The 26,249-nt window shown below is 44.6% G+C and carries 20 protein-coding genes and 1 pseudogene; 9 read left to right on the plus strand and 12 right to left on the minus strand.

The window, feature by feature from the left end:
* Positions 1–8: 8 nt before the first annotated feature.
* Positions 9–1,466: a TolB family protein gene (locus tag ONT19_RS13540; RefSeq protein ID WP_418858787.1), complete on the plus strand. Its 1,458-nt coding sequence runs from the start codon at positions 9–11 to the stop codon at positions 1,464–1,466.
* Positions 1,467–1,484: 18 nt separating this feature from the next.
* Here ONT19_RS13540 and ONT19_RS13545 read toward each other — a convergent pair whose 3' ends face one another.
* The 5 genes from ONT19_RS13545 to ONT19_RS13565 form a co-directional block, all read right to left on the minus strand.
* A complete protein-coding gene (locus ONT19_RS13545; RefSeq protein WP_217755585.1) occupies positions 1,485–2,552 on the minus strand; it encodes a Rid family hydrolase in 1,068 nt (355 codons plus the stop codon).
* Positions 2,553–2,733: 181 nt separating this feature from the next.
* The gene (locus ONT19_RS13550; RefSeq protein ID WP_022121112.1) at positions 2,734–3,696 is read right to left on the minus strand and encodes an ornithine carbamoyltransferase; all 963 of its coding nucleotides are present in this window, start codon (positions 3,694–3,696) and stop codon (positions 2,734–2,736) included.
* A 57-nt stretch (positions 3,697–3,753) separates the two neighbouring features.
* Entirely contained in the window at positions 3,754–5,040 is a 1,287-nt protein-coding gene (locus ONT19_RS13555; protein WP_264953106.1) for a glutamate-5-semialdehyde dehydrogenase, read from the minus strand.
* 567 nt (positions 5,041–5,607) lie between these two features.
* Positions 5,608–5,847, minus strand: a complete 240-nt coding sequence (locus ONT19_RS13560) for a DUF2442 domain-containing protein (RefSeq protein ID WP_153085333.1) — start codon at positions 5,845–5,847, stop codon at positions 5,608–5,610.
* Positions 5,848–5,859: 12 nt separating this feature from the next.
* Positions 5,860–6,111: a DUF4160 domain-containing protein gene (locus tag ONT19_RS13565; protein WP_153085334.1), complete on the minus strand. Its 252-nt coding sequence runs from the start codon at positions 6,109–6,111 to the stop codon at positions 5,860–5,862.
* Positions 6,112–7,035: 924 nt separating this feature from the next.
* Here ONT19_RS13565 and ONT19_RS13570 point away from each other — a divergent pair.
* Both ONT19_RS13570 and ONT19_RS13575 read left to right on the plus strand, forming a co-directional pair.
* The gene (locus tag ONT19_RS13570; RefSeq protein WP_203055292.1) at positions 7,036–7,410 is read left to right on the plus strand and encodes a hypothetical protein; all 375 of its coding nucleotides are present in this window, start codon (positions 7,036–7,038) and stop codon (positions 7,408–7,410) included.
* 49 nt (positions 7,411–7,459) lie between these two features.
* Positions 7,460–7,900: a hypothetical protein gene (locus ONT19_RS13575; protein WP_264953107.1), complete on the plus strand. Its 441-nt coding sequence runs from the start codon at positions 7,460–7,462 to the stop codon at positions 7,898–7,900.
* Between the two features lie 267 nt (positions 7,901–8,167).
* Here the strand turns inward: ONT19_RS13575 and ONT19_RS13580 are convergent, their stop codons facing one another.
* The 3 genes from ONT19_RS13580 to ONT19_RS13590 form a co-directional block, all read right to left on the minus strand.
* Entirely contained in the window at positions 8,168–9,304 is a 1,137-nt protein-coding gene (locus tag ONT19_RS13580; protein WP_153085337.1) for an AAA family ATPase, read from the minus strand.
* A gap of 134 nt (positions 9,305–9,438) precedes the next feature.
* Positions 9,439–9,909, minus strand: coding sequence for a lipocalin family protein (locus ONT19_RS13585; protein WP_153085338.1), 471 nt, complete (start codon positions 9,907–9,909; stop codon positions 9,439–9,441).
* A gap of 837 nt (positions 9,910–10,746) precedes the next feature.
* A complete protein-coding gene (locus ONT19_RS13590) occupies positions 10,747–12,363 on the minus strand; it encodes a DUF6377 domain-containing protein (protein WP_264953108.1) in 1,617 nt (538 codons plus the stop codon).
* Positions 12,364–12,693: 330 nt separating this feature from the next.
* Between ONT19_RS13590 and ONT19_RS13595 the strand changes: the two genes are divergently transcribed.
* Together ONT19_RS13595 and ONT19_RS13600 are read left to right on the plus strand one after the other, a co-directional pair.
* A complete protein-coding gene (locus ONT19_RS13595; protein WP_264953413.1) occupies positions 12,694–14,973 on the plus strand; it encodes a TonB-dependent receptor in 2,280 nt (759 codons plus the stop codon).
* Positions 14,974–15,037: 64 nt separating this feature from the next.
* Positions 15,038–17,218: an alpha-galactosidase gene (locus ONT19_RS13600; protein WP_264953109.1), complete on the plus strand. Its 2,181-nt coding sequence runs from the start codon at positions 15,038–15,040 to the stop codon at positions 17,216–17,218.
* A gap of 107 nt (positions 17,219–17,325) precedes the next feature.
* Here ONT19_RS13600 and proB read toward each other — a convergent pair.
* From proB to ONT19_RS13620, 4 genes and pseudogenes are all read right to left on the minus strand, one after another.
* A pseudogene (gene proB, locus ONT19_RS13605) lies at positions 17,326–18,093 on the minus strand (glutamate 5-kinase); the annotation flags it as partial.
* A gap of 68 nt (positions 18,094–18,161) precedes the next feature.
* Positions 18,162–19,820 (minus strand): AMP-binding protein, encoded by a 1,659-nt coding sequence (locus ONT19_RS13610; RefSeq protein ID WP_153080071.1) that lies wholly within the window; start codon positions 19,818–19,820, stop codon positions 18,162–18,164.
* A gap of 10 nt (positions 19,821–19,830) precedes the next feature.
* Positions 19,831–20,385 (minus strand): helix-turn-helix domain-containing protein, encoded by a 555-nt coding sequence (locus ONT19_RS13615; protein WP_006847542.1) that lies wholly within the window; start codon positions 20,383–20,385, stop codon positions 19,831–19,833.
* A gap of 196 nt (positions 20,386–20,581) precedes the next feature.
* Positions 20,582–21,364 (minus strand): pyrroline-5-carboxylate reductase family protein, encoded by a 783-nt coding sequence (locus ONT19_RS13620; protein ID WP_264953110.1) that lies wholly within the window; start codon positions 21,362–21,364, stop codon positions 20,582–20,584.
* 328 nt (positions 21,365–21,692) lie between these two features.
* Here ONT19_RS13620 and ONT19_RS13625 point away from each other — a divergent pair, with 328 nt between their 5' ends.
* From ONT19_RS13625 to ONT19_RS13640, 4 genes are all read left to right on the plus strand, one after another.
* On the plus strand, positions 21,693–22,916 hold the full coding sequence (locus ONT19_RS13625; RefSeq protein ID WP_089544308.1) for a site-specific integrase: 1,224 nt from the start codon (positions 21,693–21,695) through the stop codon (positions 22,914–22,916).
* Positions 22,913–23,284, plus strand: coding sequence for a hypothetical protein (locus ONT19_RS13630; protein WP_117664364.1), 372 nt, complete (start codon positions 22,913–22,915; stop codon positions 23,282–23,284). The genes ONT19_RS13625 and ONT19_RS13630 overlap by 4 nt, the downstream gene beginning before the upstream one ends.
* A 381-nt stretch (positions 23,285–23,665) precedes the next feature.
* Positions 23,666–24,922: a primase-helicase family protein gene (locus ONT19_RS13635; RefSeq protein ID WP_228114161.1), complete on the plus strand. Its 1,257-nt coding sequence runs from the start codon at positions 23,666–23,668 to the stop codon at positions 24,920–24,922.
* A gap of 276 nt (positions 24,923–25,198) precedes the next feature.
* Positions 25,199–26,149: a toprim domain-containing protein gene (locus ONT19_RS13640; RefSeq protein ID WP_254970823.1), complete on the plus strand. Its 951-nt coding sequence runs from the start codon at positions 25,199–25,201 to the stop codon at positions 26,147–26,149.
* The last annotated feature ends 100 nt before the right edge of the window (positions 26,150–26,249 follow it).

The following is a 26,249-nucleotide window of genomic DNA, read 5'->3' on the forward strand; positions in this document are numbered from 1 at the left end:
TATTGCTCATGGGGGGCATGTTGGGACTTGGCTCTTGTATGTCCAAACCGGGAATTCTTGTGCCCACCAATCCCATCCAAGCAAATCAACTTCCAAAGATTTATCCTGATTATATTGGAGTTACTGTGCCCGCAACGATTGCTCCTCTCAACTTCAATGTGGAGGATATAGATGCGGAATCTGTTAATGTAGTGGTAGAAGGATCAAAGATAGGTGAACTTCAAAGTGAAGGCGACTACGCAAATTTCGATATCGATGAATGGCATCATCTGCTTGCTCAAAATAGGGGTGGAGATTTGAAAGTTACTGTTTATGTGGAAAAGAAGGGTAACTGGACGCAGTATAAGGACTTCGATATCCATGTCAGTCCATACGCTCTTGATGACTGGGGGGTGACTTATCGTCGCATCGCTCCTGGTTATGAGGTGTATGGCAAATTGGGCATCTATCAGCGCAACTTGAGTAACTTTGAGGAAACGGCAATTCTAGAGAATACCGCAGCACCGGGTGCCTGTCTCAATTGTCATACGGCAAACAGAACCAATCCTGACCAGTTTACCTTCCATGTGCGTGGTGACCATGGTGCTACCTTGGTTTCTCAGAACGGTAAGCGGGAGTGGCTGAAGGCGAAGAATGATTCCCTGAAGGGTTCGATGGTTTATCCTTACTGGCATCCGTCGGGCAAGTATTGCGCCTACAGTACCAATACCACCCATCAGAGTTTCCATGCCGTGAAGGATGAGCGAATTGAAGTTTTCGACCAGGCATCAGATGTCTTCGTTTATCAGCCATCACCCCATGAGTTGATATTGGATTCGCTCCTGATGACGAAAGACCATTACGAGACTTATCCGGTATTCTCACCAGATGGCAAGGCGCTCTATTTCTGCTCTTCTACAGCAGAGCCTATCCCAAGCGGGTATAAGAATATCAAGTATAATATCTGCAAGATTGGTTTCGATGCGGCTACGGGTAAGTTTGGCAACCAGGTGGATACCATCTTCAATGCCCGCGAATTGGGCAAGAGTGCTACCCATCCCCGTCCTTCGTATGATGGCAGGTACATCATGTTTACGATGAGTGATTATGGCTGTTTCCCTATCTGGCATAAGGAAGCGGATAACTGGTTGCTGGATTTGAAGACGGAACAGGCGCGACCAATGACGGCTGCCAATAGCAGGAATACAGATAGCTGGCACAACTGGAGCAAGGATTCCCATTGGTTTGTCTTTACATCCCGTCGCGGTGACGGTCTCTATACCCGTCTTTATCTTGCCTGCATTGATGACAAGGGCAATGTAAGCAAGCCGTTCCTCTTGCCACAGCGCAATCCGAAGAAGTATTACGATGAGTTGCTGGATTCCTATAATACCCCTGATTTCACATCCAAGCCAGTAGAGCTGGATGCCCGTGCGGCAGGAAATGAAATCATGAGTGATAAGAGGATTCCGACAAAGGTTAGATAACGGAATCTTTATAATTCCTTATTCTGTAGAACATAATTCCTTCTCTGCAATGCATTCCATTTCTATCAACCAGCCGGGGCGGCATACTTTTGCCTCCACGATGATGCGGGGGATTTGTGGATAAAACTGCTGCATCAGTCTGTCAACCGTATGATAGTCGGAGATGTCGCGCAGATAGATGATGAAGTATTGGATATCATTCATCGTGGCATCGCCATCTTTCAGCAGGGCGCCGATGTTCTCAAGCAGTCTGCCGGTCTGGCGCACGATGTCTCCTTCATAGACCACATCTCCATGCTTGTCGATACTGGCTGTACCGGAGATGAAGTATTGTTGCTTGAATTGCTGGCTTCCTTCTGGATGGAGAGTATGGGTAGGTAGCGTAAGCCGGGTTCCTCGTTCGAAGGCTACTCCATATTCATGGGCAGGATTCAGATGTTCGAGTGCCTGAAGATACTTCTTGTCCTCTTCCTTGATATGGGGGATGGTGAGGAAGTCGATGGCTACAGCTGCATGGCGTACCGGAGTGGCGCCACCGATACCTGTGCTGGCGATGTAGTGGGTGTCGGCTGTCAATCCCTCTTTATCGAAGATGTCATTACGGGCTTCTACTACGCCTTGATAGTTTACATCGATGTTGGTGACGTATATCCAGGTGCGAATCAGGTTGCGTTCCATTGTCATATCCGTACCTTCGATAGTCTTCAGGTATTTATTGAAGAGAAGACGGGTCTGTTCGTACGAATCCTTTCCCTTAGCCTCCTCCTCTGTAAGGCGAAGACTGTGGAAGAGAATGGGAGTCTGGGAGTCCGTTGTCTTGATCAGCAGACTCACCTTGCTGCCATTCAGTGGAGTCTGTTCCACGATAGTGAGGTTTGTGCCTTTCAGAAACTCCTGATAAAGGAGAGATTCTTCTAACTCTTTTATCTGGTTCTGGGCGTCGCTGAGGAATACCTTACAATATTGCAAGGTACGGTTTTCCAGTTTCTCTGTATCGAGAAAGTTACCTAGTTTTAGATACAGAAAGTTAAGGCGATCATTGAATGAACCCTTAGCTTCTGGTGAAAGTATTATGTATTTGTCCATCTCGTTTTTCTTTTTTTCGGCAGCAAAGGTACGGATAATATCTGAGATATAAGAAAACAGACAGGATGAAATGATAAAAATACCGAGATATGGGGATAGGAACAGGCTGGATAGAACGGAAAAGAGGGAAATAAAGGCTTGTTTTCCTTTACTTCCCCCTATCTTTTTCTTATTTCCTGCTTTAGAGTGATTCGAGCATGCGCTTGATGACAACCTCGGCTGAAATCTCACGGTTGGCTGCCTCTGGAATCACCAGGCTGTTCTTGCTTTCAATGACATCATCGGTTACAATCAAGCCACGGCGAACTGGCAGACAGTGCATGAAGCAACCATCGTTGGTCCAGCTCATGTGCTCCTCGTCGATGGTCCAGCTCATATCCTTGCTCAGGATTTCGCCATACTGTGCTGGGTCTTTCACGCCCGGACAGCTCCAGTTCTTGGCGTAAACGAAGTCTGCACCTTCCAGCGCCTTCTTCTGGTCGTACTCTACCTTGGCATTGCCTACGAACTTAGGATCGAGTTCGTATCCCTCAGGGTGAGTAACCACGAAATCTACATCGGCTGCATTCATCCACTGGGCGAATGAGTTTGGTACAGCTTGAGGCAAGGCACGGCAATGAGGAGCCCAGGTCAGGACTACCTTAGGACGAGCCACCTTCTTATGCTCCTCAATGGTGATGAGGTCGGCGAATGCCTGGAGTGGGTGAACGGTAGCAGTCTCCATAGCGAAGACAGGGCGGCCGCTGTACTTTACAAACTGGTTTACAATGGTTTCGGCATAATCATACTCTCGGTCTTTCAAACCGGCAAAGCTACGAACACCGATAAGGTCGCAGAAGCTACCCATCACAGGGATAGCCTCCAGCAGGTGCTCGCTCTTGTCGCCATCCATGATAACGCCACGCTCTGTCTCCAGTTTCCATGCACCTGCGTTCACGTCGAGTACGATAACATTCATGCCCAGGTTCATCGCAGCCTTCTGTGTACTCAGTCGGGTACGGAGACTGTTATTGAAGAATATCATCAGCAAGGTTTTGTTCTTGCCTAACTCCTGATAACCGAAACGGTTTGCTTTCACTTCCTGTGCCTCGGCGAGCGCTGCTTTCAGGTCGCCAAGGTCTTCAACATTAAAGAATGTCTTCATTGTTATTTCGTTTTTTATTTGTTATTTCTAATATAAAGCTATTGAATTCTTCACTCTTCACTTCCTTGTTTGTCCATTTCCTGTAATCAGCCACTTGTAGGTGGTAATTTCTTCTAGCGCCATTGGTCCGCGTGCTCCAAGCTTTTGGGTACTGATGCCAATTTCTGCGCCCAATCCGAACTGTGCGCCATCGGTGAAACTGGTTGGAGCATTCACATAAACGCAGGCTGCATCTACCATCGCCTGGAACTTTTTCTGGGCAGTTTCATTGTTGGAAACAATGCTCTCGCTGTGTCCGCTTCCGTAAGTGGCGATATGGTCGAGTGCTTCATCTTCTGAAACCACGGCCTTGATTCCCATCTGCATGCTGAGCCATTCGGTGTTCCAGATACTCTTCACGTTGGCATCAGCCTCTTTCATCTTTGCATCGCTTTCCTCTGCCTTATATAATAAGGTGTCTGGATAGTGTCCCTTTAAGACTTCGTAAGCCTTGGCATCTGCATGAATCTTGGTTTGCTTCTCGGCGAGTCCTTCACAGAGGGCAGGGAGGTCGCTTAATCTGCTTTCGTGAATCAGCAAACAGTCGAGCGCATTGCATACGCTCACTCTTCGGCACTTGGCATTGGTGATGATGCGCTTGCCCATCTCCAGGTCGCCATCCTTGTCGAAGTAACAATGTACCACACCGGCTCCGGTTTCGATAACCGGAACTTTGGCAGTATCACGGACGAAGTTGATGAGCTTCTTTCCTCCACGAGGAATGCAGAGGTCAATATAGCCCACGGCATTCAGCATTTCGCCGGTAGCTTCATGGGTAGCAGGGAGCAATGTAACAACATTCGGATCAATACCAAAAGTTATCAACACCCTGTGGATAAGTTCGACACCCGCTGAGTTTGAGGCGTTTGCATCCTTTCCACCTTTCAGTACGCACGCATTTCCACTCTTGAAACAGAGTGAGAAAACATCATAAGTCACATTAGGACGAGCCTCGTAAATCATGCCGATAACTCCGAATGGAACGGCTACTCGCTGCAGATGCAAACCATTTTCGAGCGTCTTGTCTTTGAGAACTTTTCCGAGCGGTGAGGGCAGTGTACTGACGTGTCTCATATCCGAAGCAATATCCTGGAGTCGCTGCTCTGTGAGTTGCAATCGGTCGTAGAGCGGGTTCGCCTTGTCCATCTTCGCCAAGTCTTCTGCGTTCGCTGCAAGGAGCGCAGGAGTTTCTGCGATGATAGCGTCAGCCACCGCCTGCAGGATTTCATTACGTTGTTCATCAGTTAGCAAACCAAGTGTTTTGCTAGCTGCCTTCACTTTTTGGAAAGTCTCTTTCAGTTCCATTCGCTATTTCCTTTCTTATTTTTATGATAAGATATTTTGTAATGTGTTACGAGTTCCCTCTTAACAACGGCAAAGGTAAGCATAAATATCGGAAATTGCAAACTTTATGCAAGAAAAAGTGATGATTTTATAGATAAATGTATAGTTATACGGAAAATGAGATTTAAAAAGGTCAGGCAGCGCCTGACCTTTTTGTAATGGTGCCTCCTTTGCATACCATTCACGTGCATTCTTGTCTTCTACTCGTATAAGACGCTCGTAATGAGACCAAGGAAGAAGGCGTAGTTAGAATTGGGCAGGCGGTGTCTGCCCTTTTTGAAAGTGCGGAGATAATTCAGCAGGCAGTGCCTGTTGAATTGGATTGTTGAATTCCTCAGACACTGTCTGAAGAATTTGTAAGTCGTTGAACGTCAGATGGAATCTTTTGTAGTTGGCAATGTTCGTATATGAGATCCATTCCCGAATTCCTCTGTAAGAGCGGCCTAAGCGACCTCTATCACATGCTTTTCATATTCAGCACGTGATGCTCCGCTCTGTTCCACTATACGTTGTCCGATTTCATGTTGTTTAGTTGTCTGCTGTTACTCCATGCTCATAGAGATATTCTGGCGCAATATCGGCACCATTAGCCCAAAATATTGTTTGGTCTAATCCGAATTGAATGAACTTGTTTTTGTCTTTCAACTCGCTGAATGCTGGGTATTTTAAGAGCGAGGTTAAGTCAACCTTTTTCTTTACTCCGTCATTAAAAGTACAAAGAAGAGTATAATCTCCTAAGTAGTCTACATCTTTAATCGTTAAAATCATAGTCTTTTGTTTTTATCGTTGTACTTTCTTTATTGTTTCTCCTCTTTGGGCTTTACCCCAAAGCTCCATGATTTCATCTTCATGTTCGTCGATAAAGTCATTAATCAGACGAATCGTCTTTGATTTAGCACGTCCTTCTACGATTCTGTCTTTGATAGTAATCGTAAAAGTACCTTCTCCACTTCGTACATGAATGTGCGGTGGATTATGGTCAAAGGCGTAAATGTAAATCAATATTCCTTGTATTACATATACTGCTCCCATATTCCTTGTTTTTATATAATTATGGTGCAAAGATAGTGCTTTCTTTTGAAAAAAGCAATCTTTCTCTTCACTTTTTTCGATAAAAGTTTGGAGGTTTCGATATTATTTCTTATTTTTGCGGTGTCATATCCAAGCTGGAAGCCCTAAGGGTGGAGGCTAAGGGATTGATACATATACATAAAGGCGTACTGAACGCTTTGTGTTTGACGTGTTGGAACTTCGCAACTTCAAACTATTAGTCAAAAACAAAGTAACGAGGACGCCCCTGGGGTGTATTATATATATCCTAATTGTCGCTGTGTGCTAAAGCGCATGGCGCGATATGGTGTACTATATATTCACTTTTGCGTGGGGCTTTCAGCGTTGCTCGTTTCGACTAATAGGGCAATGCGAAGGCCTCAACACGTGGAACGGGCGACAGACTGGCTCCACGTTTTTGTGTTTATGTGATAATAAACTTTTTGAAGCCAAAAGAAGCTAATGGCATATGAGGATGCTAATGGTATATAATGGATTGAAAAGTGAATTGAATATTCTAGCAAAGTTTGTCTTCATCTATTAAAGGAGATAAGTCAAATGAAAAAGTGCTCAGATTTTAAAGGGTATAATCTTTCTGCTTATAGTTTCTTTTGTGATGAACTCCAGAAGAAGTTGAAGTATTCAAAGACTGATGATATTGACAAAGTGAAACTTGATGGGAAGTATACATTGAGTTTTACTAAGAATTCAGTTCTGATTGTCGATTTTTGTCGCCATTTGCGCAATTCTATAGTGCATGCAAGATAGGAAAATATAGAAGGGTCCTATTATATGAATGATGTGGGGCGAAATGGTAAAAGACTTCAGAGGGCTATGTAAAGGAAAAACTGGTGACAAGTTTTATAGGTAAATTGATTGTCGGTTATGAACATAATAATTAAAGATATGAAGAAATTGTTGTTATCTATGCTATTAGGAATGGCGAGCTTATTTGCTAATGCGATTACTTGGAATAGTAATTATATTAGCATTAGAATAGGGAATGGCGACTTTAGTGAATTGATAAAGTTGAAGACCGTAATAACTTATACAAATCCTCCTGATTATAAAAAGGGGATTTATACGTTTAATACGGATGGGACGATTCTCAAATTATGGTTGACGAATATCAATCAGGATGGTGTTGTAGAAGCTTATGATTCTGAAAATAATATGTATTGGATTACGTTTACAAATTTGCCGAATTTTGGAATAGTAGCTATAATGTTGCATCGTTATGGTGACGATAAATATTTTCTGTATGATTTGATGAAGAAGTAATAACCATTTATTAATTTGTGTATTAAGTTAATTGTTAAACAATAAAATTATGAAAAAAGTGTTATTGGCGACTTTGTTCGCTGCGTTTTCGTTAGGCATGAGTGCTCAGGCTTTTGAGTATGTACCTTTGGATGCTAATACAGGACGTCCATTGGTTCCTAATGTGCCTTCTGTTCCATCGGTACCTTCAATTCAATCTTATGGCTTTGGTGCTCCAACTCCACCAATATCTCAAACGAGTGTGGTTGGTGGGTATGTGAAAGCACAGGATGGAAGATTTGTGAGAGTCAAGATACGTGTTTGTGCTAGAATAGGTCAGTATGAAGGTCCTTATGTAGTAGCAGAATATCATTCTGGTGCTAGACGTTGGATGAATAATGGCACGATTAGAGCTCAAAAAGTATCATTAGGTGATGGACAATTTATAGTAGATAATTTTGAATGGTTTGCTCTCACAGCTCTTTATGGGAAAGTATATTTCAACTATTAATTTTAAATTCTTGGAGGAAGTTTCGAGGGTGTGTCATAGACTAATGGCACACCCTCTCATTTATGATACAACCTTTTGCTTACCAAAGAACAAACAAGTCGTCCATTGTTACTACCGACTGACCATCCCGAGCATAAGGATTGTCGGATAATCCCATGGTCATAATCATTGTAAGATGTACGGCTTTCTAGGAGAGAAATGTGCTTTAAACGTGCGGAATCTGTCTTTTTTAGACACATTCCGCACGTTTAAAGCACATTTTTTTGTTTATATTCTCTTTAACCACAAATCCATGAATCTGTCGTAGATGATATAGCCTTTATTTGTCCTATATACCAATTCCTTGTCTTCTAGGACTTTTAGGGCAGCCTTTACGCTGCTTGCTCCATTCAACTTGTGCTCCTTGATGAACTTGCCTGAGGTAGGCTGGGCAACAATGCTATCCTTGGCAATAGCCTTCAGAAGCGAGAACTGGTTCTCTGTGAAGAACTGAACCAGGTTTTCGAATTGAGGTTCCCTGCCTTGTAGGATGGAGAGTAAGGCGGCATTCACTTGCTCAATACAGTAAATGGTAAGCTCCGTTTCATAGAGGCGATTCATGATGCATTGAATATACCAGGTATGGCCATTAAACTGGTGGTAGATTTGTTCGAAAACATCCTTCGATAGATTACCGCCTTTCTGCTTAAAGAAGTTTTGACAGAAGTCATAATAAATGCTGCAATCCAATGGCTTCAGTCCCATCATCTCAGTGCTTTGGTAAAATGGATGTTTCGGAGAGCCGAATATCTCAGCCATCAGATGATGCTTGCTGCCGGAGAAGATGAAATGCACATGTTGGGCAAACTGGATATAAGAACGTAGCAATGCTTCTGTGCCTTTCTCTGGATATTCTGCAATCTGCTGAAACTCATCGATGGCGATATATACCTCTTTCCCACTCTCGTTTAGATAGTTGAAGATGCTGCGGATAGTGATGTCCTCTTGGGATGGCTCTATTGTGATAGATACGCTAGGTTCACCAGTTAATGGATCCATGCTGAGTACAGGGCGCAAGGCACTAAAGAAGGCGATGGTTTTCTCTATGAATGAGGAGTTCTTGCGGACGATGTCATTGATAACCATTACGCCAAATTGTTCCACAAAGTCGTGCAAGTTCTTAGTGGCGAATATGTCAAGGTATAGGCATGCTGTATCCTTCTCTTCTTTATCCAGATGATAGAATGTATTCTTTATAAGCCCTGTTTTTCCTATTCTTCGAGGAGAAATGAGGGTAACGTTCCTTCCATTCTTCAGGTGCGATATCAAAGTCTTTGTTTCAGCCTCTCTGTCGCAGAAATACTCGGGACTTTCATAACCTTGGTAGATGAAAGGATTTGCTAATTTCCTGTTATTTAGTTTCATACGCCATTACATCTTTAGTGTTACAACTTTTATGTCATGGCAAAGGTACAACTATTTCTTGAATATGCAAAAGAAAATGGCAGAAAGTTGAGGTACATACTCAACTTTCTGCCATTTATGATGCTATCTTTTGATTATTTAATCTTCTTGAATGTGATAGTACTAGGATATGAGGCGTTGCCATCCAGATTGTATTTTAAAACCATAGTTGTCGAATTAATACTCTGTATGGTATACACATCTAAAACGTTGATGCCATCTTCTTCGTATGTAGTTAATTTGTTGCCTGAGATAGTATAGGCTTCTCCGGAACAATCTATTTTCCATTTGTTTCCAGTCCAAAAATACTCATTGAAAGTGCCACCTTGCTTGAATTCGAAAGAGATAGCATCATCAATGTCTATGTCCTTATCTACTTTAGCAGGCTTGTCATTTTCATCCCAGTCATAGCCTGTTACATGTGTAGGTTGCCACATTCCAATGATGTATGTCTGGACATCTTCTGTGGAAGGCGTGTCTTCGTCATCTGAAGAACAAGCAGTGAAAGACACCATTGCAAACAAGGCGAAAAGAATCGCCAAAAGAGAAAAATGTATCTTTTTCATAAAATTTGCCCGTTATGCCGATAGCTAAGCTTTTAATGTTATTAAATTAGTTGACTGGATAGATTGCGAAGCCATCGTTCTACATAACCTACGGATACAAACACGTGGACGAAACTTGTCCAAATTGCAGCCGTAGGAAAAGCTGATTAGAACAACAAGTAACGCCCACGATATAGCGGACGTTCACTATCTGTCGTTTCTAATGCTCTTTTTGAAATTTCCTACGTTCCAATTTGCATGACCGAATAGCAAACGCTAATTTAACCATCAAAAATATGGAAGTCCTCACAATAGTGTGATTCGATTCCAACTGCAAAGATAAGGATAATTCTTGAAATAGCAAAATAAAACCCAGAAATTTAAAGGAAAAATTTTCTTTTTGCCTTGCTTCTGTTCTTTTTAAGTTTGTCTGCACTGCCCTCTTGCTTATCTTTAAATGTCAAAAGATAGTTCTATGAAGAACGTTCCTTATTCTCTTATATATTGTTGATGATGTTGTATCACAAGAGAATTGTATTCGTACGTTTATAGGTGTTGTCACTATAGTCAGCAGATGTGCTGACTGCAGTCGGCAGACCTGCTGACTAGGCTCAGCAGAGCTGCTGAGCCTAGTGGCAAACTCCGAGAAGCAGTATTCTCTTACCCAAGAAACTGTCTCCGCTAACTCAAGAAGCTATCTCCGTTAACCCGAGATTCTGTATCCGTAAGCTTAAGCAACCACATTCTCTTACTTAAGCAACCATATTCTCTGGCTAGTTTAAGCAGTACAATTATTTCTTGCATGTACAAAAGAATCTAGCAGAAAGTTGAGGCTGTTCCTCAACTTTCTGCCATTTATTAGCCTATCACATTGCATAGTCGGTTGATGGCTGCATCAAAAGTGGTGAGGTCTTTGGCTCGCTTTCTGATGGCTGCCTTGTAATTATAGATGGTTTGCGTAGAATAGAACAGGAGGGTGGCTAGTTCCTGACCATCCGTAATTCCCAGTCGCATCAGTGCATAGATACGCAGTTCCTTGGTGAGACTGTTAGGGGCAGGGAGAACAATCTGTTTTTCTGGCAACAGCAGTTGGTTGAACTCTTCCACGAAATTCGGATACAAGTCAATGAATGCCTTGTCGAAGCGAATATAGAAGTTGGCAGCCTCTTCTTCTGCCAACTTGTAGCTGTTGATGGCAGTCAGAAGATCGGCAGTTTGCTTTGCCTTGATTTTGCGGCTTACCAATTTGCGATAATCATCCAATTTCCTGATATATACGGCACTGATGTCCATAAATAAATGCATATAGGTCTCTCTTCGCTTATTGGTGTTGAGCAGCTTCTGGTTCAGTCCGTCCAAGAGCGTATTTTGGCTTTTTATCTCCCTACGGCTCTTGGCTAGACGCTTGTTCATCTTGAATGCAAAGAAAGCCATGGCAAGGAATCCTAGCGACAGGATGCTCACGATGACGAGAGATGCTGTTACGATGCGGTTCTTGCGTACTTCTGCCTGATGGTTTGTTTCTGTGATAAGGGGAAGTATGCGTGAAATCTCAACCATGCGGAGACGGTTGTTGTAGAATTGGGCATCCTCCATGGAGCAATAGAGGTATTTGGCAACCCTCTTTGCATAGGAGGCATCCTTATTATATAGATAGGTGGAAAACTCCTGAAGGGCCAGATTCTCCTTCAAGGGACATATCTGGTCTGAAATAGCTGCTTCTACAATATACTTTTCGTATAAATCCTTTTGGTCGGTATCATAATAATAGCGGGCTATGCAATAAGCCGATGAGGCATACACACGGCTGTTCAGGGGACTGGCTGAAAGCGCCTTTATGTAGAACTGAAGCATCTTTTTGCTGGTACGCTGTTTTAGATATTCTAATTCTCCTGAAAGATAGTAATAAAGAGCGGATTCCTTGTTGCCGATATGCTCAAGAGTCTTGCCTAAATAAAAACGTTTCTTGGCTTCTAATCCTTCTTGAAACTCCGACTTGTTGCAGAAAGTTTCCCAGTAGTTATATACCCAAGTCAAGGTATAATAATAGTATTGCAATAACTTAGGTGACATTTTCTCCACATCCATTGCTAGCATTAAGTCTTCTGCCTGGCTGTAGAAACCGCTTGTTGACAGCACTGCCGCACGATTGATTTTATTCAGGTTGATGAAATAATCATCCTGAAGCTGTTCTGCCAGCTGGTAGCCCTTCTTGGCGTATGTCATGGCAGAGTCGTAACGGTAGGTATAATACTCCCTGTAGATCTGGTTATAGAGCCTAAGCTGGTTGTGCTTGTCGGAAGTTGTGTATAGTTGCTTTTTGAGTCTTAGCAGTTTCGCTTCTTTTCTTTGGGTAAACTTGCTTCGCTGAGCGATGTAACTGTCTAAACGATGGAACAGCTGTTCCTCGTTTACGGAAGAAGCATTTGCCATTAATGGCATAAACATCATTAAGAACCACAATACTACTTTCATAACTATCTTTTTAATTGTTATTGTTACTATCTGATAGGCTATTAGAGTGCCTTATAATTGTATTTTTCTGCAAAGATACTACATTTATTTCTCTTTTTACCATCTACTCTATTAAAAAGTATTAATATCTTTGATAGCTTGATTATTAGAAGGTTATAGACTTAACAAACCTAATGTTTATCTACTCATAACCTACACATGATGCTAATGTCTGAAAAATCTCCTTAACTTTGCAACCGCAATCGAATCGCATTCGGTAGCAAGTGAAATCATGTCAAACAAAGAATAAACAACTGTAGAATTATGAACTTAAGAATCCGTACATTTTCTATGGCTTTGGTAGCGATGTCAGTTGCAAGCCAAGTGTATGCACTTCCTTCTGACGATTCTGAAAACAAGGAGAAAAAGGAAGAGCGTAATGTGATGCTCAACGCATCTGATGCCAACAAGCCTCGTGAAATCCAGATAGGATTGCCAAGCGAGGATGTAACCGTATATGAAAACGGTCTTCCTGCCGTTTACTCTTCTTCCGTACACAAACTCTCTGCCCATTGGCGAAGCGATGCCTCATTGAAAGGTACCGACTTGATGACTCCATCTGAGTCTGCCATTGCTACAGGTAATATTGCGTACGCTGTTTCTTCTTTCAGCGAGTTGGGACAGAAAGAGTTCAAGGGCAAGCTTAACTATAAGGCAAACCATTTTGGTATGCAGAATGTAGATCTCAACCTGTCTGGTGGAATCGGTTCTAATTGGCTTTATACTGCCAGTATGTATCAGAATTTCGATCCAGGTAGTTTCAAGCTTCGCTTTACTGATTATGCCGACCGTACCCAACTTTATCATTTCGGTATCACTCGTATCTTGAATGATGGAAAGGGACGTGTCTCCTTATTATATAAGTATTCCAACAGCAAGAACCCTGGCAATTTTGCCAATGCAGCCCCATTTATCTATTCTGGCGACGGAAGTATCAAGAAGATTGATGGCTTTGACCCTGGTATGGACTCATACGTGCAGCGTCAAGGTTCTTTCCAATACTTGAATACAAAGTCAGGAAAGATGGAGACATGGAATATGAGCGATGGCAGTGAGAATCATGCCAACGAAATAGCCCTCATCAGCCAGTATCAGTTTGATAATGGATGGTTGTGGAAATTCAACGCCAAGTATATGAATGCTCCACGTGCCAATTATGTGGATTACGGAGGAAGTACCATCTCTCAGGTGAGCGAGGCTGATGGCTATCAGCTTTCTGATGGATCTGCCTACAGTGGCTATATAGAAGGCCGTCGCACCTGGTTGCATGTTGGTAAGGTTAGCAATGCGCTTTTGACTACCGAAATCTCCAAGCAGTTGAACAACCATAAGTTAATGATTGGTTTGAACGAGTGGTATTACCATCTCAATTACTATTCGTCTTCGTTCCAGTGGGCAGGCACCGTAGAAGCTTATCCACGCACATTGAGCCAGAAATATGTCAATCCCCTTGATCCTACGCAGACGGCTCATCGTTCTGAGACTTTCGGTTATAATGAGTTGAGTCCAGAATACACCAAGGGTTCAGAGAACAAGTTGGCACTCTACTTTACCGACGAATGGAAGGTAAGTCCTAAGTTCAAGGTGTTCTATGGTGGTAGATTGGAGTACTACCGCATGTCTGCCGAGCAGATTTCTACTCCACGTTTCTCAGGATTCCACATGGGTAACTATAAAACATACGCCACTGCTGCTGATGGTTCTGTTGTTGCTACCGAGCACAGCATCGAAGCAAAGAACGTAACCAAGGATAAATTGAATTATGCAGCCACCTTGCAGTTGACGTATAACCTGACCCGCCAGTTTGGTCTGACAGCCGATGCTACCATCGCCACCCGTTTCCCACGCATCAGCGAGTATGCAGGTACAGGTCCTACCGAGGAGCAGTATAAGCGAGTAACCATCCCACTGATTCGTGGTGGTATTTTCTACAAGAATGATTGGATTGACCTTTCTTCAATGGTGACCTACATATCAAAGTCGAACAATATCGACCAGCAGAATCTTACCAAGCCTGGCACTACAGAGGGCAAGACCGTGTTGCTCATCTATAATATCCAGACTTTGGGTTGGACAACCTCGGCAGAAATCAATCCGTTCAAGAACTTCCACATGCATGCACTCTTCACCTATCAGAAGCCGGTGTATAAGAACTATAATGCGAGCGTAACGTTCAGTGACGGTCAGTCTATGGGTGTGAATGCCAACAATATGATTGTCAAGGAGATTCCTCAGGTTCTTATCGAGTTGGACCCTAAGTATGATATCACCAAGAATCTGAATGCCTGGTTGAGCTTCCGTTACTTCGGTAAGACCTATGCCAACCTTCAGGAGGCACTCTACTTCAATGGTCACTGGGAGACTTTCGGCGGAATCAACTGGAATGTGAACAAGAAACTGAGCCTTGGCGTGAGTGTCATCAATATCTTCAACGAGAAGGGTGCCAAGGGTACCATTAGCGGCTCTGAGCTGATTACCAAGCAGGAAGCTGGCAAATATGACGGCAAGTACATGAGTGGTAGCTATCTCCGTCCGTTCACGGTGGAATTCTCTGCAGGAATCAAATTCTAAGATAATAACGAAAGAATTATAGCGTTTAATTATAACAAAGCAATCACGTAAAAACCAAAGAACGATGAAAAAGGTATTTATGATTATCGCAGCGATGTGCATGACATCTATCATGGCATCTGCTCAAAAGACCATCCGAGTGTCAACCGACAAGACCGACCTCGTGATGCAAGTTTCTCCTAAGGGTCGCCTCTACCAAGTGTATCTGGGTGACAAGTTGAAGAATCCTTCTGATTACAATCATCTGAAGTGGGATGTATATGCGGCTTCTGATGGCTCCGTCTGCCAGCGAGGTCATGAGGTTTATGCAACCTCTGGTGCTGAAGATTTCTTCGAGCCGGCAGTGGCAGTGACCCATGCAGATGGTAATATGACCACCTATTTGTATTATCAGTCTTCTGAAGAAAAGGCTATCAGTGGAGGTGTTGAGACCATCATCACGCTTAAGGACAAGGTGTATCCGCTGACCGTGAAACTCCACTATGCAGCTTATCCTAAGGAGAACGTCATCAAGGCATGGAGCGAAATTTCTCATAAGGAGAAAGCTCCGGTTACGCTTTGGAGATATAGCTCTACAATGCTTTATTTCACGGCAAACAAGTATTTCGTTACCAATTATCATAGCGACTGGGCTAAGGAAGGCCAGCCTGAAACTTGCCAGTTGACTGCCGGTAAGAAAATTGTTGATACCAAGTTGGGTACCCGTGCAGCCATGCAGGAGGAGCCGTTCTTTGAACTGGGATTCGATGAGCCTGCCAAGGAGAATGAGGGCAAGGTGATGCTTGGAACCATCGGATGGCCTGGCAACTTCCGCTTTACCTTCGAGGTAGATAACGTGGGAGCCCTTCGTGTTATTCCTGCCATTAATCCATACGCCTCTAATTATAAACTGAAGGCTGGTGATACGTTCACTACCCCTGAGTTTATCTTTGCCATGAGCGATAATGGTATCGGTGAGGCTTCCCGTAATTTGCACAATTGGGCTCGCCAGTATCAGGTAAACATGGGTATGGAAGATCGCCTTACGCTCTTGAACAACTGGGAGAATACAGGCTTCGATTTCAACCAGCAGAGTCTTGCTGAGTTGATGAAGGATGCCAAGGACCTGGGTGTAGATATGTTCTTGCTTGATGATGGTTGGTTTGCCAACAAGTATCCTCGTAAGGACGACCATGCAGGTCTCGGCGACTGGGAGGCTACCAAGAGTAAGCTGCCTGATGGCATACCTGGATTGGTAAGAGATGCCAAAAAGGCTGGTGTAAAGTTTGGTATTTGGATTGAGCTAGAGATGGTGAATCCTAAGAGTGAACTCTTTGAGAAGCATCCCGACTGGGTGATCATGCAGCCAAAGCGTGATACCTATTATTACCGCAACCAGCTGGTACTTGATATCAGTAATCCTAAGGTACAGGATTATGTGTTCGGCATCGTGGATCGTATCATGACGGAGAATCCGGATGTGGCTTACTTCAAGTGGGACTGCAACAGTGTGATTACCAACATCTATTCTCCATATCATAAGGAGAATCAGGGTAATTTCTATATCGATCATGTCCGTGGTATCTACAAGGTGCTTACCCGTATTCATAACAAGTATCCTAAGTTGCCGATGATGCTCTGCTCTGGTGGTGGCGGCAGAATGGATTACGAGATGCTGAAGTATTTCACTGAGTTCTGGTGTTCAGACGATACTGATCCATACGAGCGCCTCTACATCCAGTGGAGCCTGTCAAAGTTCTTCCCAGCCAAGACCATGGGTTCGCATGTAACTAACTGGAACAAGAATACCAGTGTGAAGTTCCGCACCGATGTTTGCAGTTCATGTAAGTTGGGCTTTGATATCGACCTCAAGTCGCTTTCTGGTGATGAATACAAGTTTGTGCAGAATGCTGTTAAGAACTACGATAGCATGAAGCCTATGATTCTCGAGGGCGACCAGTATCGCCTGGTTTCTCCATACGAAGGCAACCACTGTGCCATTAACTATGTAAGTAAGGACAAGCAGCGTGCCGTTCTCTTTGCTTACGACTTGCATCCACGCTACAAGGAGCCTATGATGAATGTGAAGATGCAGGGATTGGATGCCGATAAGGTTTATACCGTAAAGGAGACCAATCTGATGCCTGGAAAGGAATCTGATTTGGAGTGCAATGGCAAGCAGTACAGCGGTGACTATCTGATGAAAGTCGGCTTGAATGTATTCAGCCAGACCGATGGAACGAGCCACGTATTGGTATTGGAATAACGTATCAACTATTCATAATAAAAACGAAAAGCAGCAAAGTCTATAAATAGGCTTGCTGCTTTTTTAGGTTTCTGTATTTCTTATCCCTAATGATTTTACTTGTTTAGCGGTCTTGCCACAAACTCAGTATGAAGGGTTTCCATCGGATGCTCCTTCAAGTCGATGAGGATGTTGGGCGTGTTACCGTTGGCGATGATGACCTTGATGCCCGCATTGGCTACATCCTGTGCGGTCTTCAACTTGGAGATCATACCACCTCTGCCATGGCTGCTTTTCTCGTCACTCACATACTCGCTCACGTCTCGGTCGTAATATACTGAAGGGATGATGCGGGAGGTCGGTAGGGAAGGGTCGCCATTGTAGATGCCATCCACATTGGAAAGTAAAACTAAGGCATCGGCATTCAGCATCCTGGCTATCAAGCCTGACAACTCGTCATTATCGGTGAACATCAATTCGGTGAGGCACACGGTATCGTTCTCATTCACGATAGGGAGCACGCCGTTCTCCAACATCAGTTCCATACAAGCCTTTTGGTTCTGGTATTGTTCCTTGGCGAGGAAATTTTCCTTCATGGTCAATACTTGTCCCACCTTGATGTTGTATTCTCTGAACAAGTCGTAATACAATCTAATCAGCTTGCCTTGACCTACCGAAGAGAACAACTGTCGCTGTTCTACACTGTCCAGCTGGTGGTCTACCTGAAGCTCGCCTCTTCCTGCCATTACGGCACCAGAAGATACGAGTATCACCTCGTAGTCGTGCCTTCTCAACCAAGCCAGTTGGTCAACCAAAGCCGACATTCTAGTTACGTTCAAATGTCCATCCTCTCGGGTCAGTACGTTGCTGCCCACCTTTACTACTATTCGTCTCATAAATTCTTTTATGTTGACATACTGGGTGAGGGCAGGAAACAAAACCTGCCCTCCCAGCGCATTCTTTTTTATTTTTTATTGTCTTTTTCTCGAATCTCTACTCTTCGAATCTTGCCGGAGATGGTCTTTGGCAGTTCATCGACGAATTCGATGATGCGAGGATATTTATAAGGGGCAGTCTCATGCTTCACATGATCCTGCAACTTCTTGATGAGGTCAGGGCCCGCCATACTCTTGTATTCATCCTTCAGTACGACGGTTGCCTTGACTACCATACCGCGGATTGGGTCTGGCACACCGGTGATGGCGCACTCTACTACGGCTGGGTGAGTCATCAGGGCATTCTCTACCTCGAAAGGACCGATGCGGTAACCCGAACTCTTGATCACATCGTCGATTCTGCCCTCAAACCAGAAGTAGCCTTCCTCATCACGCCAAGCCATATCGCCCGTATGATAGTAACCATCATGCCAAACCGATTTGGTCTGCTTTTCGTCACGATAGTAATATTTGAAGAGGCCGATAGGCTTGTCATCGCCGATGCGGATGCAAATCTCGCCCTTTTCACCATCTTCGCATTCCGTCATGTCTGGGCGAAGGATGTGAACATCATATTGTGGGTTTGGCTTGCCCATGCTTCCTGGCTTTGGCTTGATCCAAGGGAAGGTTCCGAGTGTCATCGTGGTCTCAGTCTGTCCGAAGCCCTCGTAAATCTGAACACCAGTAAGTTTCTGGAAGGTCTCTGCCACGGATGGGTTCATTGCCTCACCCGCTGTGGTGCAGTATTCAAGACTGCTGAGGTCATACTTGGAGAAATCTTCCTGTATCATGAAGCGGTAGATGGTAGGAGGGGCACAGAAAGAGGTGATGTGATACTTCTCAATCTGGCGCATGATCTTATCCGCCGTAAACTTCTCGTGATCGAAGACGAAGACGGTGGCTCCGGCAAACCATTGTCCGTAGAGCTTGCCCCATACAGCCTTACCCCAACCGGTATCGGCTACGGTAAGATGGATGGAGTTCTCGTGGAGATTGTGCCAATATACACCCGTGGTCAGATGACCGAGGGCATAGAGGTGATCGTGTGCCACCATCTTTGGCTCGCCAGTGGTTCCCGATGTGAAGTACATCAGCAGGGTATCCTCATTAGAGTTTACATGTTCTGGGCGAACAAAAGGAGCACATTCGTTCCATTCCTTCATCCAGTCGTGGAAACCTTCAGGGATATCCGGACCGATACTAATCAATGTCTTGACAGTCGGACTTTCTGGCATAGCCTGATTAACCTGCTCTACCACGTAATCATCGCCGCAGCAGATGATAGCCTTCACGCTTGCTGCATTGTTGCGGTAAACGATGTCGTGCTTGGTAAGCATGTGGGTGGCAGGGATGGCTACGGCGCCCAACTTGTGGAGACCGAGCATGGCGAGCCACCACTGATAGTGACGCTTCAGAATGAGCATCACCTTATCATCGTGACCGATGCCGAGACTCTGGAAGTAAGCAGCAGCCTTGTCGCTCTGCTCCTTCAGGTCCTTGTATGTAAAACGGATTTCTTCGCCACGTTCACTTGCCCAAAGCAGCGCCACGTGGTCTGGTTTGATCTTTGCCCATTCGTCCATCACGTCGTAGGCAAAGTTGAAATCTTCTGGTATGATAAACTCCAGATGCTCCTTGAAGTCTTGCTCTGAAGTAAATTTTGTCTGTTTTAGAAATCTCTCGATCATAGTTACTCTTCTAGATAATTATACAAAGGAACTTGGCTGGCTCATTGTTGAGTGAGCGGAAACAATGCGACTTTCTACTGTCGAAGTAGATGCTGTCGCCCGGATTCAGCACCATCACCTTCTCTTCGATGGTTACTTCGAGCTGTCCCTCTATCACATAATCATATTCTTGTCCGTCGTGTCCGTTCTTGTTCGGTTTCTTGTCGCCTGGCAACGGATCCACCTGTACCATGAACGGATTCACCTTTCTATCCTTGAATCCTACGGCAAGGCTCTGGTATTTATACTGGTTGTTGCGGTCTATCTCCGGTCCCTGTCCCTTGCGGGTAACGTAGTATCCCTTCATGCGAGGTTCCTCGCCGAAGAGCAATACGTCAAGGTCGATGCCGTATCGCTTAGAGATTTTTGACAGGCGATAAACAGAAGGATCCGCCTCACCGGATTCTATCTTGAGGTAATGATCAAGACTGATTTCGCACAGTTCTGCAATTTCCTCGGCAGGAATATTGAGAACCTCGCGGAGACCTTTCAGCCTTTCACCGATTTGTTTGATTGCTTCGTCCATAAAATATTCTTTTTATTGTTTGCTTTGATAATACATCGAACAGTTGCTGATGGGCAATTTCGAAATGTAAGCGCAAAGATACGAAAAATATTTAAAACGGCTCAAAAAACTTACGTTTTTAAAACTCTTTGTGCTTATAAAAACGAAAATGCTGCACAAATAAAGTAATCTGTGCAGCATTCATTGTATCATTTTCTTATTTTTTTCCTGCCAATAAACCATTGATTACTGCGCTGGTAAAGCCGCCTTGTTCCATGGTATTGAGGCCCTTGATGGTACAGCCGCCAGGAGTTGTTACTTTATCAATGGCAGCCTCTGGGTGTTCGCCAGTTTCCTGAAGCAGCTCTACGGCACCCTTGATGGTCTGCAAGACAATCTTCTGGGCATCCTTTGCCTTGAAGCCCATCTCTACGCCGCCTTCTACATTGGCTCTTACATAGCGCATGGCGTAAGCGATGGCACACGACATAGCGGTAGCTGCTGGGAAGAGACGTTCTTCCATGATGAGGCTTTCGCCCAATTCATCGAAGATTTCTGTAATCTGCTGGATTTCTGTGGCAGATGCATCTATAGGAGTGATGAAGGTCATCGACTGTTTGTAGGCGATGGCGATGTTTGGCATCACGAGGAAGAAGGTTGGGGTGATACCATCCTTGTCCAGCCACTCCTTGATGTTGGCTGATGGCACACCGGCTGCTACCACTACGAGTTTCTGACTCTTGTAGTTGAGTGCATCCTTGATACCCTTCAATGTCTTCTCTACGCACCATGGCTTTACTACCACACATACGATGTCTGCACCGTGGCAAGCCAACTGGTTGTCGAGAGTTACGCTGGCTCCTTCGTTTGCGAAGTGATCCAATACTGGTTGGTTATGGTCAGATACCGTAATATCTGATGGAGTGAACTTCTCGCTCTGCAAGAGTCCTTCAGCCATGGCACCGCCCATAGCACCTGCTCCGATAATTGTTATTTTCATTGTCGTCTTATAGTTAAAATGCAATTACGGTGCAAAGATACTACTTTTTTCAGAAAATAACGCCTAAAAAAGCAAAAAATAGCAGAATGATGCTTTTATTTTGAGTTTCAAGTGGTTGTGGCAGCCGTTGGCTTTAAGTGGCACAGACAAGGAAATGCGGAAAACGCAGATTGATGAAATAGAAACGCTTTCAAATCATTACCTCGCAGAAACGCCCTAATAAGCATTTTTAACGGTGACGGTTCATATTTCCCCATTCTGCGTAAGTTTTGGTTTTGTCATGCAGCTCTCATAGTTTAATTTTGCACCGAACAAAAAAGTAAGAATTATGAGATGCACTTTCAAGACAGTCTTCTATATAAATGGAAGCAAGGAGAGAAACGGAATTGTCCCTATCATGGGACGAGTGACAATCAACGGAACTATCGCACAGTTCAGTTGCAAGCAGAGCGTGACCAAGGCTATCTGGGATGCCAAGGGCAACAGAGCCATTGGCAAGAGCAAGGAAGCCAAGGAGGTGAACTTTGCGCTTGACAACATCAAGGCTCAAATCGCCAAGCATTACCAACGCCTTTCCGACCGTGAGGCGTTCGTTACAGCTGAGATGGTGAGAAATGCCTACCAAGGCATAGGCACAGAGTACGAGACCTTGCTCAGAGCCTTTGACAAGGAGAACGCAGCCTTTGCCAAGCGTGTAGGCAAGGACAGAGCCAAGAACACCTACCGCAAGTATCTGACGGTAAGAAAGTATGTTGCCGAGTTCATCAAGTATCAGTACAAGCGCAGCGATATGTCCATGAATGAGCTTACAGAGGAGTTCATTCGTGACTATTGTCTGTACTTGAAGAATGTTGTAGGACTTGCGCAGTCCTCTATTTGGATTTACTCCATACCACTGAAACATATCGTAACGGCAGCTCACTACAACGGCAAGATACCAAGAAATCCGTTTGCCATGTACCACGTTGACCCAGATCACAAGGAACGTGAGTTCTTGACCTTGGACGAGCTTACCGCCATGACAGAGATGAAGTTGGAAGACCCGAATATGGCATTTGCGAGAGACCTCTTTCTCTTTGGTTGTTGGACAGGTATCTCTTTCATCGACATCAAGAACTTGACGGAAGATAACATCAGCATGATAAACGGTGCTCCTTGGATTGTGTCCAAGCGTCAGAAGACTGGTGTACCTTTTCAAATCAAGTTGATGGATATTCCCATGCAGATTATTGAGAGATACAAGTCTTTCAGAAAAGGAAGCCACGTATTCAATATCGGCAATCTTAGCAACATCAACAAGCGCATCAAGAAAGTTGCTGCAATGTGTGGCATCAAGAAGCGGGTTTCATTTCACGTGTCTCGCCACTCTTGGGCTGTTTTAGCCTTGGAATATGGTATGCCGATAGAGAGCGTGAGCAAGATTCTTGGCCATACAAACATCACCACGACGCAGATATACGCCAAGGTGACAAGCAACAAACTTGACCATGACATAGCAGTCTTTGAAAGTCGAATCAAGGGGCACTTGCCTGTTATGGGAGGAATGGTATGAAAAGGACTGTAATCACCGTGGACGGAAATGGAATACTTTCCATTCCGTCCAACTTGGAGAACTTGTGGATGAGTGAGGGAGAATTGGTCAATATGCTTCATGTTACCGCCCCAAAACTCAACTCTGTGATACAAGTCATATATAAAGAAGGCATGTTGTCTATGTCGGAAGTCCAACAAAGACAAGAAACTTCCAAGGGTATTTGGCAAACATTGTATGGATTCCCTATGGTTGTTGCCATTTGCTTCCGTCTCACCTCTAATGGGGCTATGCAACTTCGTAATGCCATCTTCAAGAGGCTGTACGGAGCAAAAGAGAAAACAGCCATTGTCCTGCAACTCTACGGAGGGACTAATTACTTTAGCTGAAAAACTCGCATCTTTGAGGCATCGGTTATTCACTGTCGTATAGACTTGCTGACGTACTGATTCACTGTCGTATCAAGCATTTCTGTGAAGAACGAAGAACTGCCGATGTCAAACGTTTTACAGTTTTATCGTATGACATATAAAACGTATGACATGCAGGAATACATTTTTGTTCATCCCGAGGAAAGGTTTACCAGCAAGCCTTTCTTCGGGATTTTTCGTTCTATCTTATCCCGAAAGGCTACATCAAGCACCTTGATTTCCAATCTTTTAACATTGCCGGTGCAAACTTCTCCATTCTGCGTAGGTTTGTGTTTTGCGTTTTGATTTTCCGCCCTTACCTTTGCAACTTTAATTTTATCAACTCACAAAGGTTAGATTATGAGCAAGACAAACGACAACAATCAGCCTGTGGCTGTGGGAAGCAAACAGCCACAGGCTGCACCTCCGACAAACGAGGTGTTCATCCGTGTTGGCACTACCTTGTACAAGGTGGTTGACCAACCTAACATCAGTGGTGGAAAGGTAAGAAAGCGCATTCCTTGGAACATGGAAACCTTGCGTCAGGACTACGGCAAGGAGTTCATCAAGTACGTTCACAAGTATGACGGCTTCTGTACCGTTCCAGAACATGTGAACCATCGCACGGTGATAGATGGTTTCCTCAATCTATACGAGCCGATAAGTCACAAGCCAATGCAAGGGGACTTTCCGAACATCAAGAAGTTGGTAAGTCACATCTTTGGTGAGCAATACGAGCTTGGCATGGACTACCTGCAACTACTCTATCTCAAACCTGTGCAAAAGTTGCCCATTCTGCTGCTCGTATCAGAGGAGAGGAACACAGGCAAGACCACGTTCTTGAACTTTCTGAAAGCGTTGTTCCAAGACAACGTGACATTCAACACCAACGAGGACTTCCGCAGTCAGTTCAATTCCGATTGGGCTGGCAAGCTGCTGATTGTCGTGGACGAGGTGTTGCTCAGTCGCAGGGAGGATTCCGAGCGGTTGAAGAACCTCAGCACCACCCTCTCGTACAAGGTGGAAGCCAAGGGCAAGGACAGGAACGAGATTTCCTTCTTTGCCAAGTTCGTGCTGTGCTCCAACAACGAATCACTCCCTGTCATCATTGACGAGGGCGAGACCCGATATTGGGTGAGGAAGATTTCATCGTTGCAATCTGACGATACCGACTTCTTGGAGAAACTGAAGGCGGAGATACCCGCTTTTCTGTTCCATCTGCAAGGCAGAACGCTATCCACAGAGCACAAGAGCCGAATGTGGTTCGCCCCCGAACAGATAGCGACCGATGCTCTGAGGAGAATCATACGCTGCAACCGTAACAGGCTTGAGGTGGAAATGTCGGAGCTGTTCCTTGAGGTCATGGAGAACACCCAGACCGACAGCTTGCAGTTCTGCCTCAATGACGCAATCGCCTTGTTGCAATGCAACCACGTGAAAGCGGAGAAGCACCTTGTGCGAAAGATAGTGCAGGACAATTGGAAGCTGCAACCTTCAGAGAACGCCCTCACCTACACCTCATACGAGTACACCTACAACAACAGCGGTCACTACTCGCCAACAAAACGTGTGGGCAGGTTCTACACTGTAACGAGGGACAAGCTAAATAGCATATAATTTTGTTGAATTGTTGAATATGATGAAAAAAGTGTTGAATATCAAGTATTTAAGGCTCAACATTTTCTCAACAAATCTCTCAACAAAAGAAAGAGACTGTTGAAAAGAGAAAACATGACAGCTAATGCCTGTCTTTCTCTTTTGCCCAGTGATTTTGTTGAAAAGAACCATTTGTTGAGAGTTTGTTGAGAAGATAAGCCTTTGGTTATCATATCAATACATACTATTTTCAACAATTCATCAGAAATATATACACCACTTAATCCACAGTAAGACATGAACATTCAAGAAGCAAAGCAAATCAAGATTGCAGACTATCTGCAAAGTTTGGGACACCGCCCTGTCAAGCAGCAGGGTGCAAACCTTTGGTACAAGTCACCGCTGAGAAACGAAAGCGAGGCATCTTTTAAGGTGAACACCACGATGAACAGTTGGTTCGACTTCGGAATGGGCAAGGGCGGCAACATCATCACCCTTGCGTCATACCTTTACGCATCAGACAACTTGCCATATCTCTTGGACAAGATGGAGAAGCAAGCGCCCCATGTACGCCCGACCGACTTTTCTTTCCCTCAGCAAGCTTCCGAGCCGAGTTTTGAGAGATTGGAGGTTAGGGAGCTCAACCACCCTGCACTCCTGCGCTATCTGAGCGAGCGGAATATTGACCTGTGCATAGCCCGAAAGGAATGTGTGGAACTCCACTTCTCGCATAATGGCAAGAACTACTTCGCCATCGGCTTCAAGAACAAGTCGGGCGGTTACGAGGTTCGTAACCGATTCTTCAAGGGTTGCATGTCCCCCAAGGACATCACACATATCCGACAGCAAGGCGAGCCAAGATACTCTTGCTATGTTTTCGAGGGCATGATGGACTATCTTTCCTTTCTCTCGTTGCGCATGGAGAAGTTTCCGTCTTGTCCGTCATTGGAAGCGCAGGACTACGTGATACTCAACTCCACAAGCAATGTGGACAAGGCTGTTGACGCACTCCACGGCTACGAGCGCATCAGTTGTCTGCTCGACAACGACGAGGCAGGGCGGAAGGCAACGCTTGCCATCGAGAACGCCCTCAGCTACCGTGTGAGGGATGCATCCCACTTGTACAGCGAGTACAACGACTTGAACGACTATCTGTGCGGAGTGAAATCCAAACAGTCGGTACACCAAGTACAGCCTGTTAAGCGGACTGCTCCACCTCGGAAGAAAGGCGCAGCCTTAGGTATGTAGGCGGTTCCTGCTCCAATGGCTATTCTGAACGGAAAAGCCATAGCTCAATAGGGCGTTTTCTTGACGCAGTGGCACGCCACCGCTAAAAACACCCATTTGA

It is taken from the genome of Segatella copri, from assembly GCF_026015625.1.
Taxonomy (GTDB): domain Bacteria; phylum Bacteroidota; class Bacteroidia; order Bacteroidales; family Bacteroidaceae; genus Prevotella; species Prevotella copri_H.

Excerpts from the sequence above, each read along its gene's own strand:
- ONT19_RS13540 (WP_418858787.1), top strand. The coding sequence starts at position 9 with ATGGGGGGCATGTTGGGACTTGGCTCTTGTATGTCCAAACCGGGAATT.
- ONT19_RS13545 (WP_217755585.1), bottom strand. The coding sequence starts at position 2,552 with ATGGACAAATACATAATACTTTCACCAGAAGCTAAGGGTTCATTCAAT.
- ONT19_RS13550 (WP_022121112.1), bottom strand. The coding sequence starts at position 3,696 with ATGAAGACATTCTTTAATGTTGAAGACCTTGGCGACCTGAAAGCAGCG.
- ONT19_RS13555 (WP_264953106.1), bottom strand. The coding sequence starts at position 5,040 with ATGGAACTGAAAGAGACTTTCCAAAAAGTGAAGGCAGCTAGCAAAACA.
- ONT19_RS13560 (WP_153085333.1), bottom strand. The coding sequence starts at position 5,847 with ATGATTTTAACGATTAAAGATGTAGACTACTTAGGAGATTATACTCTT.
- ONT19_RS13565 (WP_153085334.1), bottom strand. The coding sequence starts at position 6,111 with ATGGGAGCAGTATATGTAATACAAGGAATATTGATTTACATTTACGCC.
- ONT19_RS13570 (WP_203055292.1), top strand. The coding sequence starts at position 7,036 with ATGAAGAAATTGTTGTTATCTATGCTATTAGGAATGGCGAGCTTATTT.
- ONT19_RS13575 (WP_264953107.1), top strand. The coding sequence starts at position 7,460 with ATGAAAAAAGTGTTATTGGCGACTTTGTTCGCTGCGTTTTCGTTAGGC.
- ONT19_RS13580 (WP_153085337.1), bottom strand. The coding sequence starts at position 9,304 with ATGAAACTAAATAACAGGAAATTAGCAAATCCTTTCATCTACCAAGGT.
- ONT19_RS13585 (WP_153085338.1), bottom strand. The coding sequence starts at position 9,909 with ATGAAAAAGATACATTTTTCTCTTTTGGCGATTCTTTTCGCCTTGTTT.
- ONT19_RS13590 (WP_264953108.1), bottom strand. The coding sequence starts at position 12,363 with ATGAAAGTAGTATTGTGGTTCTTAATGATGTTTATGCCATTAATGGCA.
- ONT19_RS13595 (WP_264953413.1), top strand. The coding sequence starts at position 12,694 with ATGGCTTTGGTAGCGATGTCAGTTGCAAGCCAAGTGTATGCACTTCCT.
- ONT19_RS13600 (WP_264953109.1), top strand. The coding sequence starts at position 15,038 with ATGAAAAAGGTATTTATGATTATCGCAGCGATGTGCATGACATCTATC.
- ONT19_RS13610 (WP_153080071.1), bottom strand. The coding sequence starts at position 19,820 with ATGATCGAGAGATTTCTAAAACAGACAAAATTTACTTCAGAGCAAGAC.
- ONT19_RS13615 (WP_006847542.1), bottom strand. The coding sequence starts at position 20,385 with ATGGACGAAGCAATCAAACAAATCGGTGAAAGGCTGAAAGGTCTCCGC.
- ONT19_RS13620 (WP_264953110.1), bottom strand. The coding sequence starts at position 21,364 with ATGAAAATAACAATTATCGGAGCAGGTGCTATGGGCGGTGCCATGGCT.
- ONT19_RS13625 (WP_089544308.1), top strand. The coding sequence starts at position 21,693 with ATGAGATGCACTTTCAAGACAGTCTTCTATATAAATGGAAGCAAGGAG.
- ONT19_RS13630 (WP_117664364.1), top strand. The coding sequence starts at position 22,913 with ATGAAAAGGACTGTAATCACCGTGGACGGAAATGGAATACTTTCCATT.
- ONT19_RS13635 (WP_228114161.1), top strand. The coding sequence starts at position 23,666 with ATGAGCAAGACAAACGACAACAATCAGCCTGTGGCTGTGGGAAGCAAA.
- ONT19_RS13640 (WP_254970823.1), top strand. The coding sequence starts at position 25,199 with ATGAACATTCAAGAAGCAAAGCAAATCAAGATTGCAGACTATCTGCAA.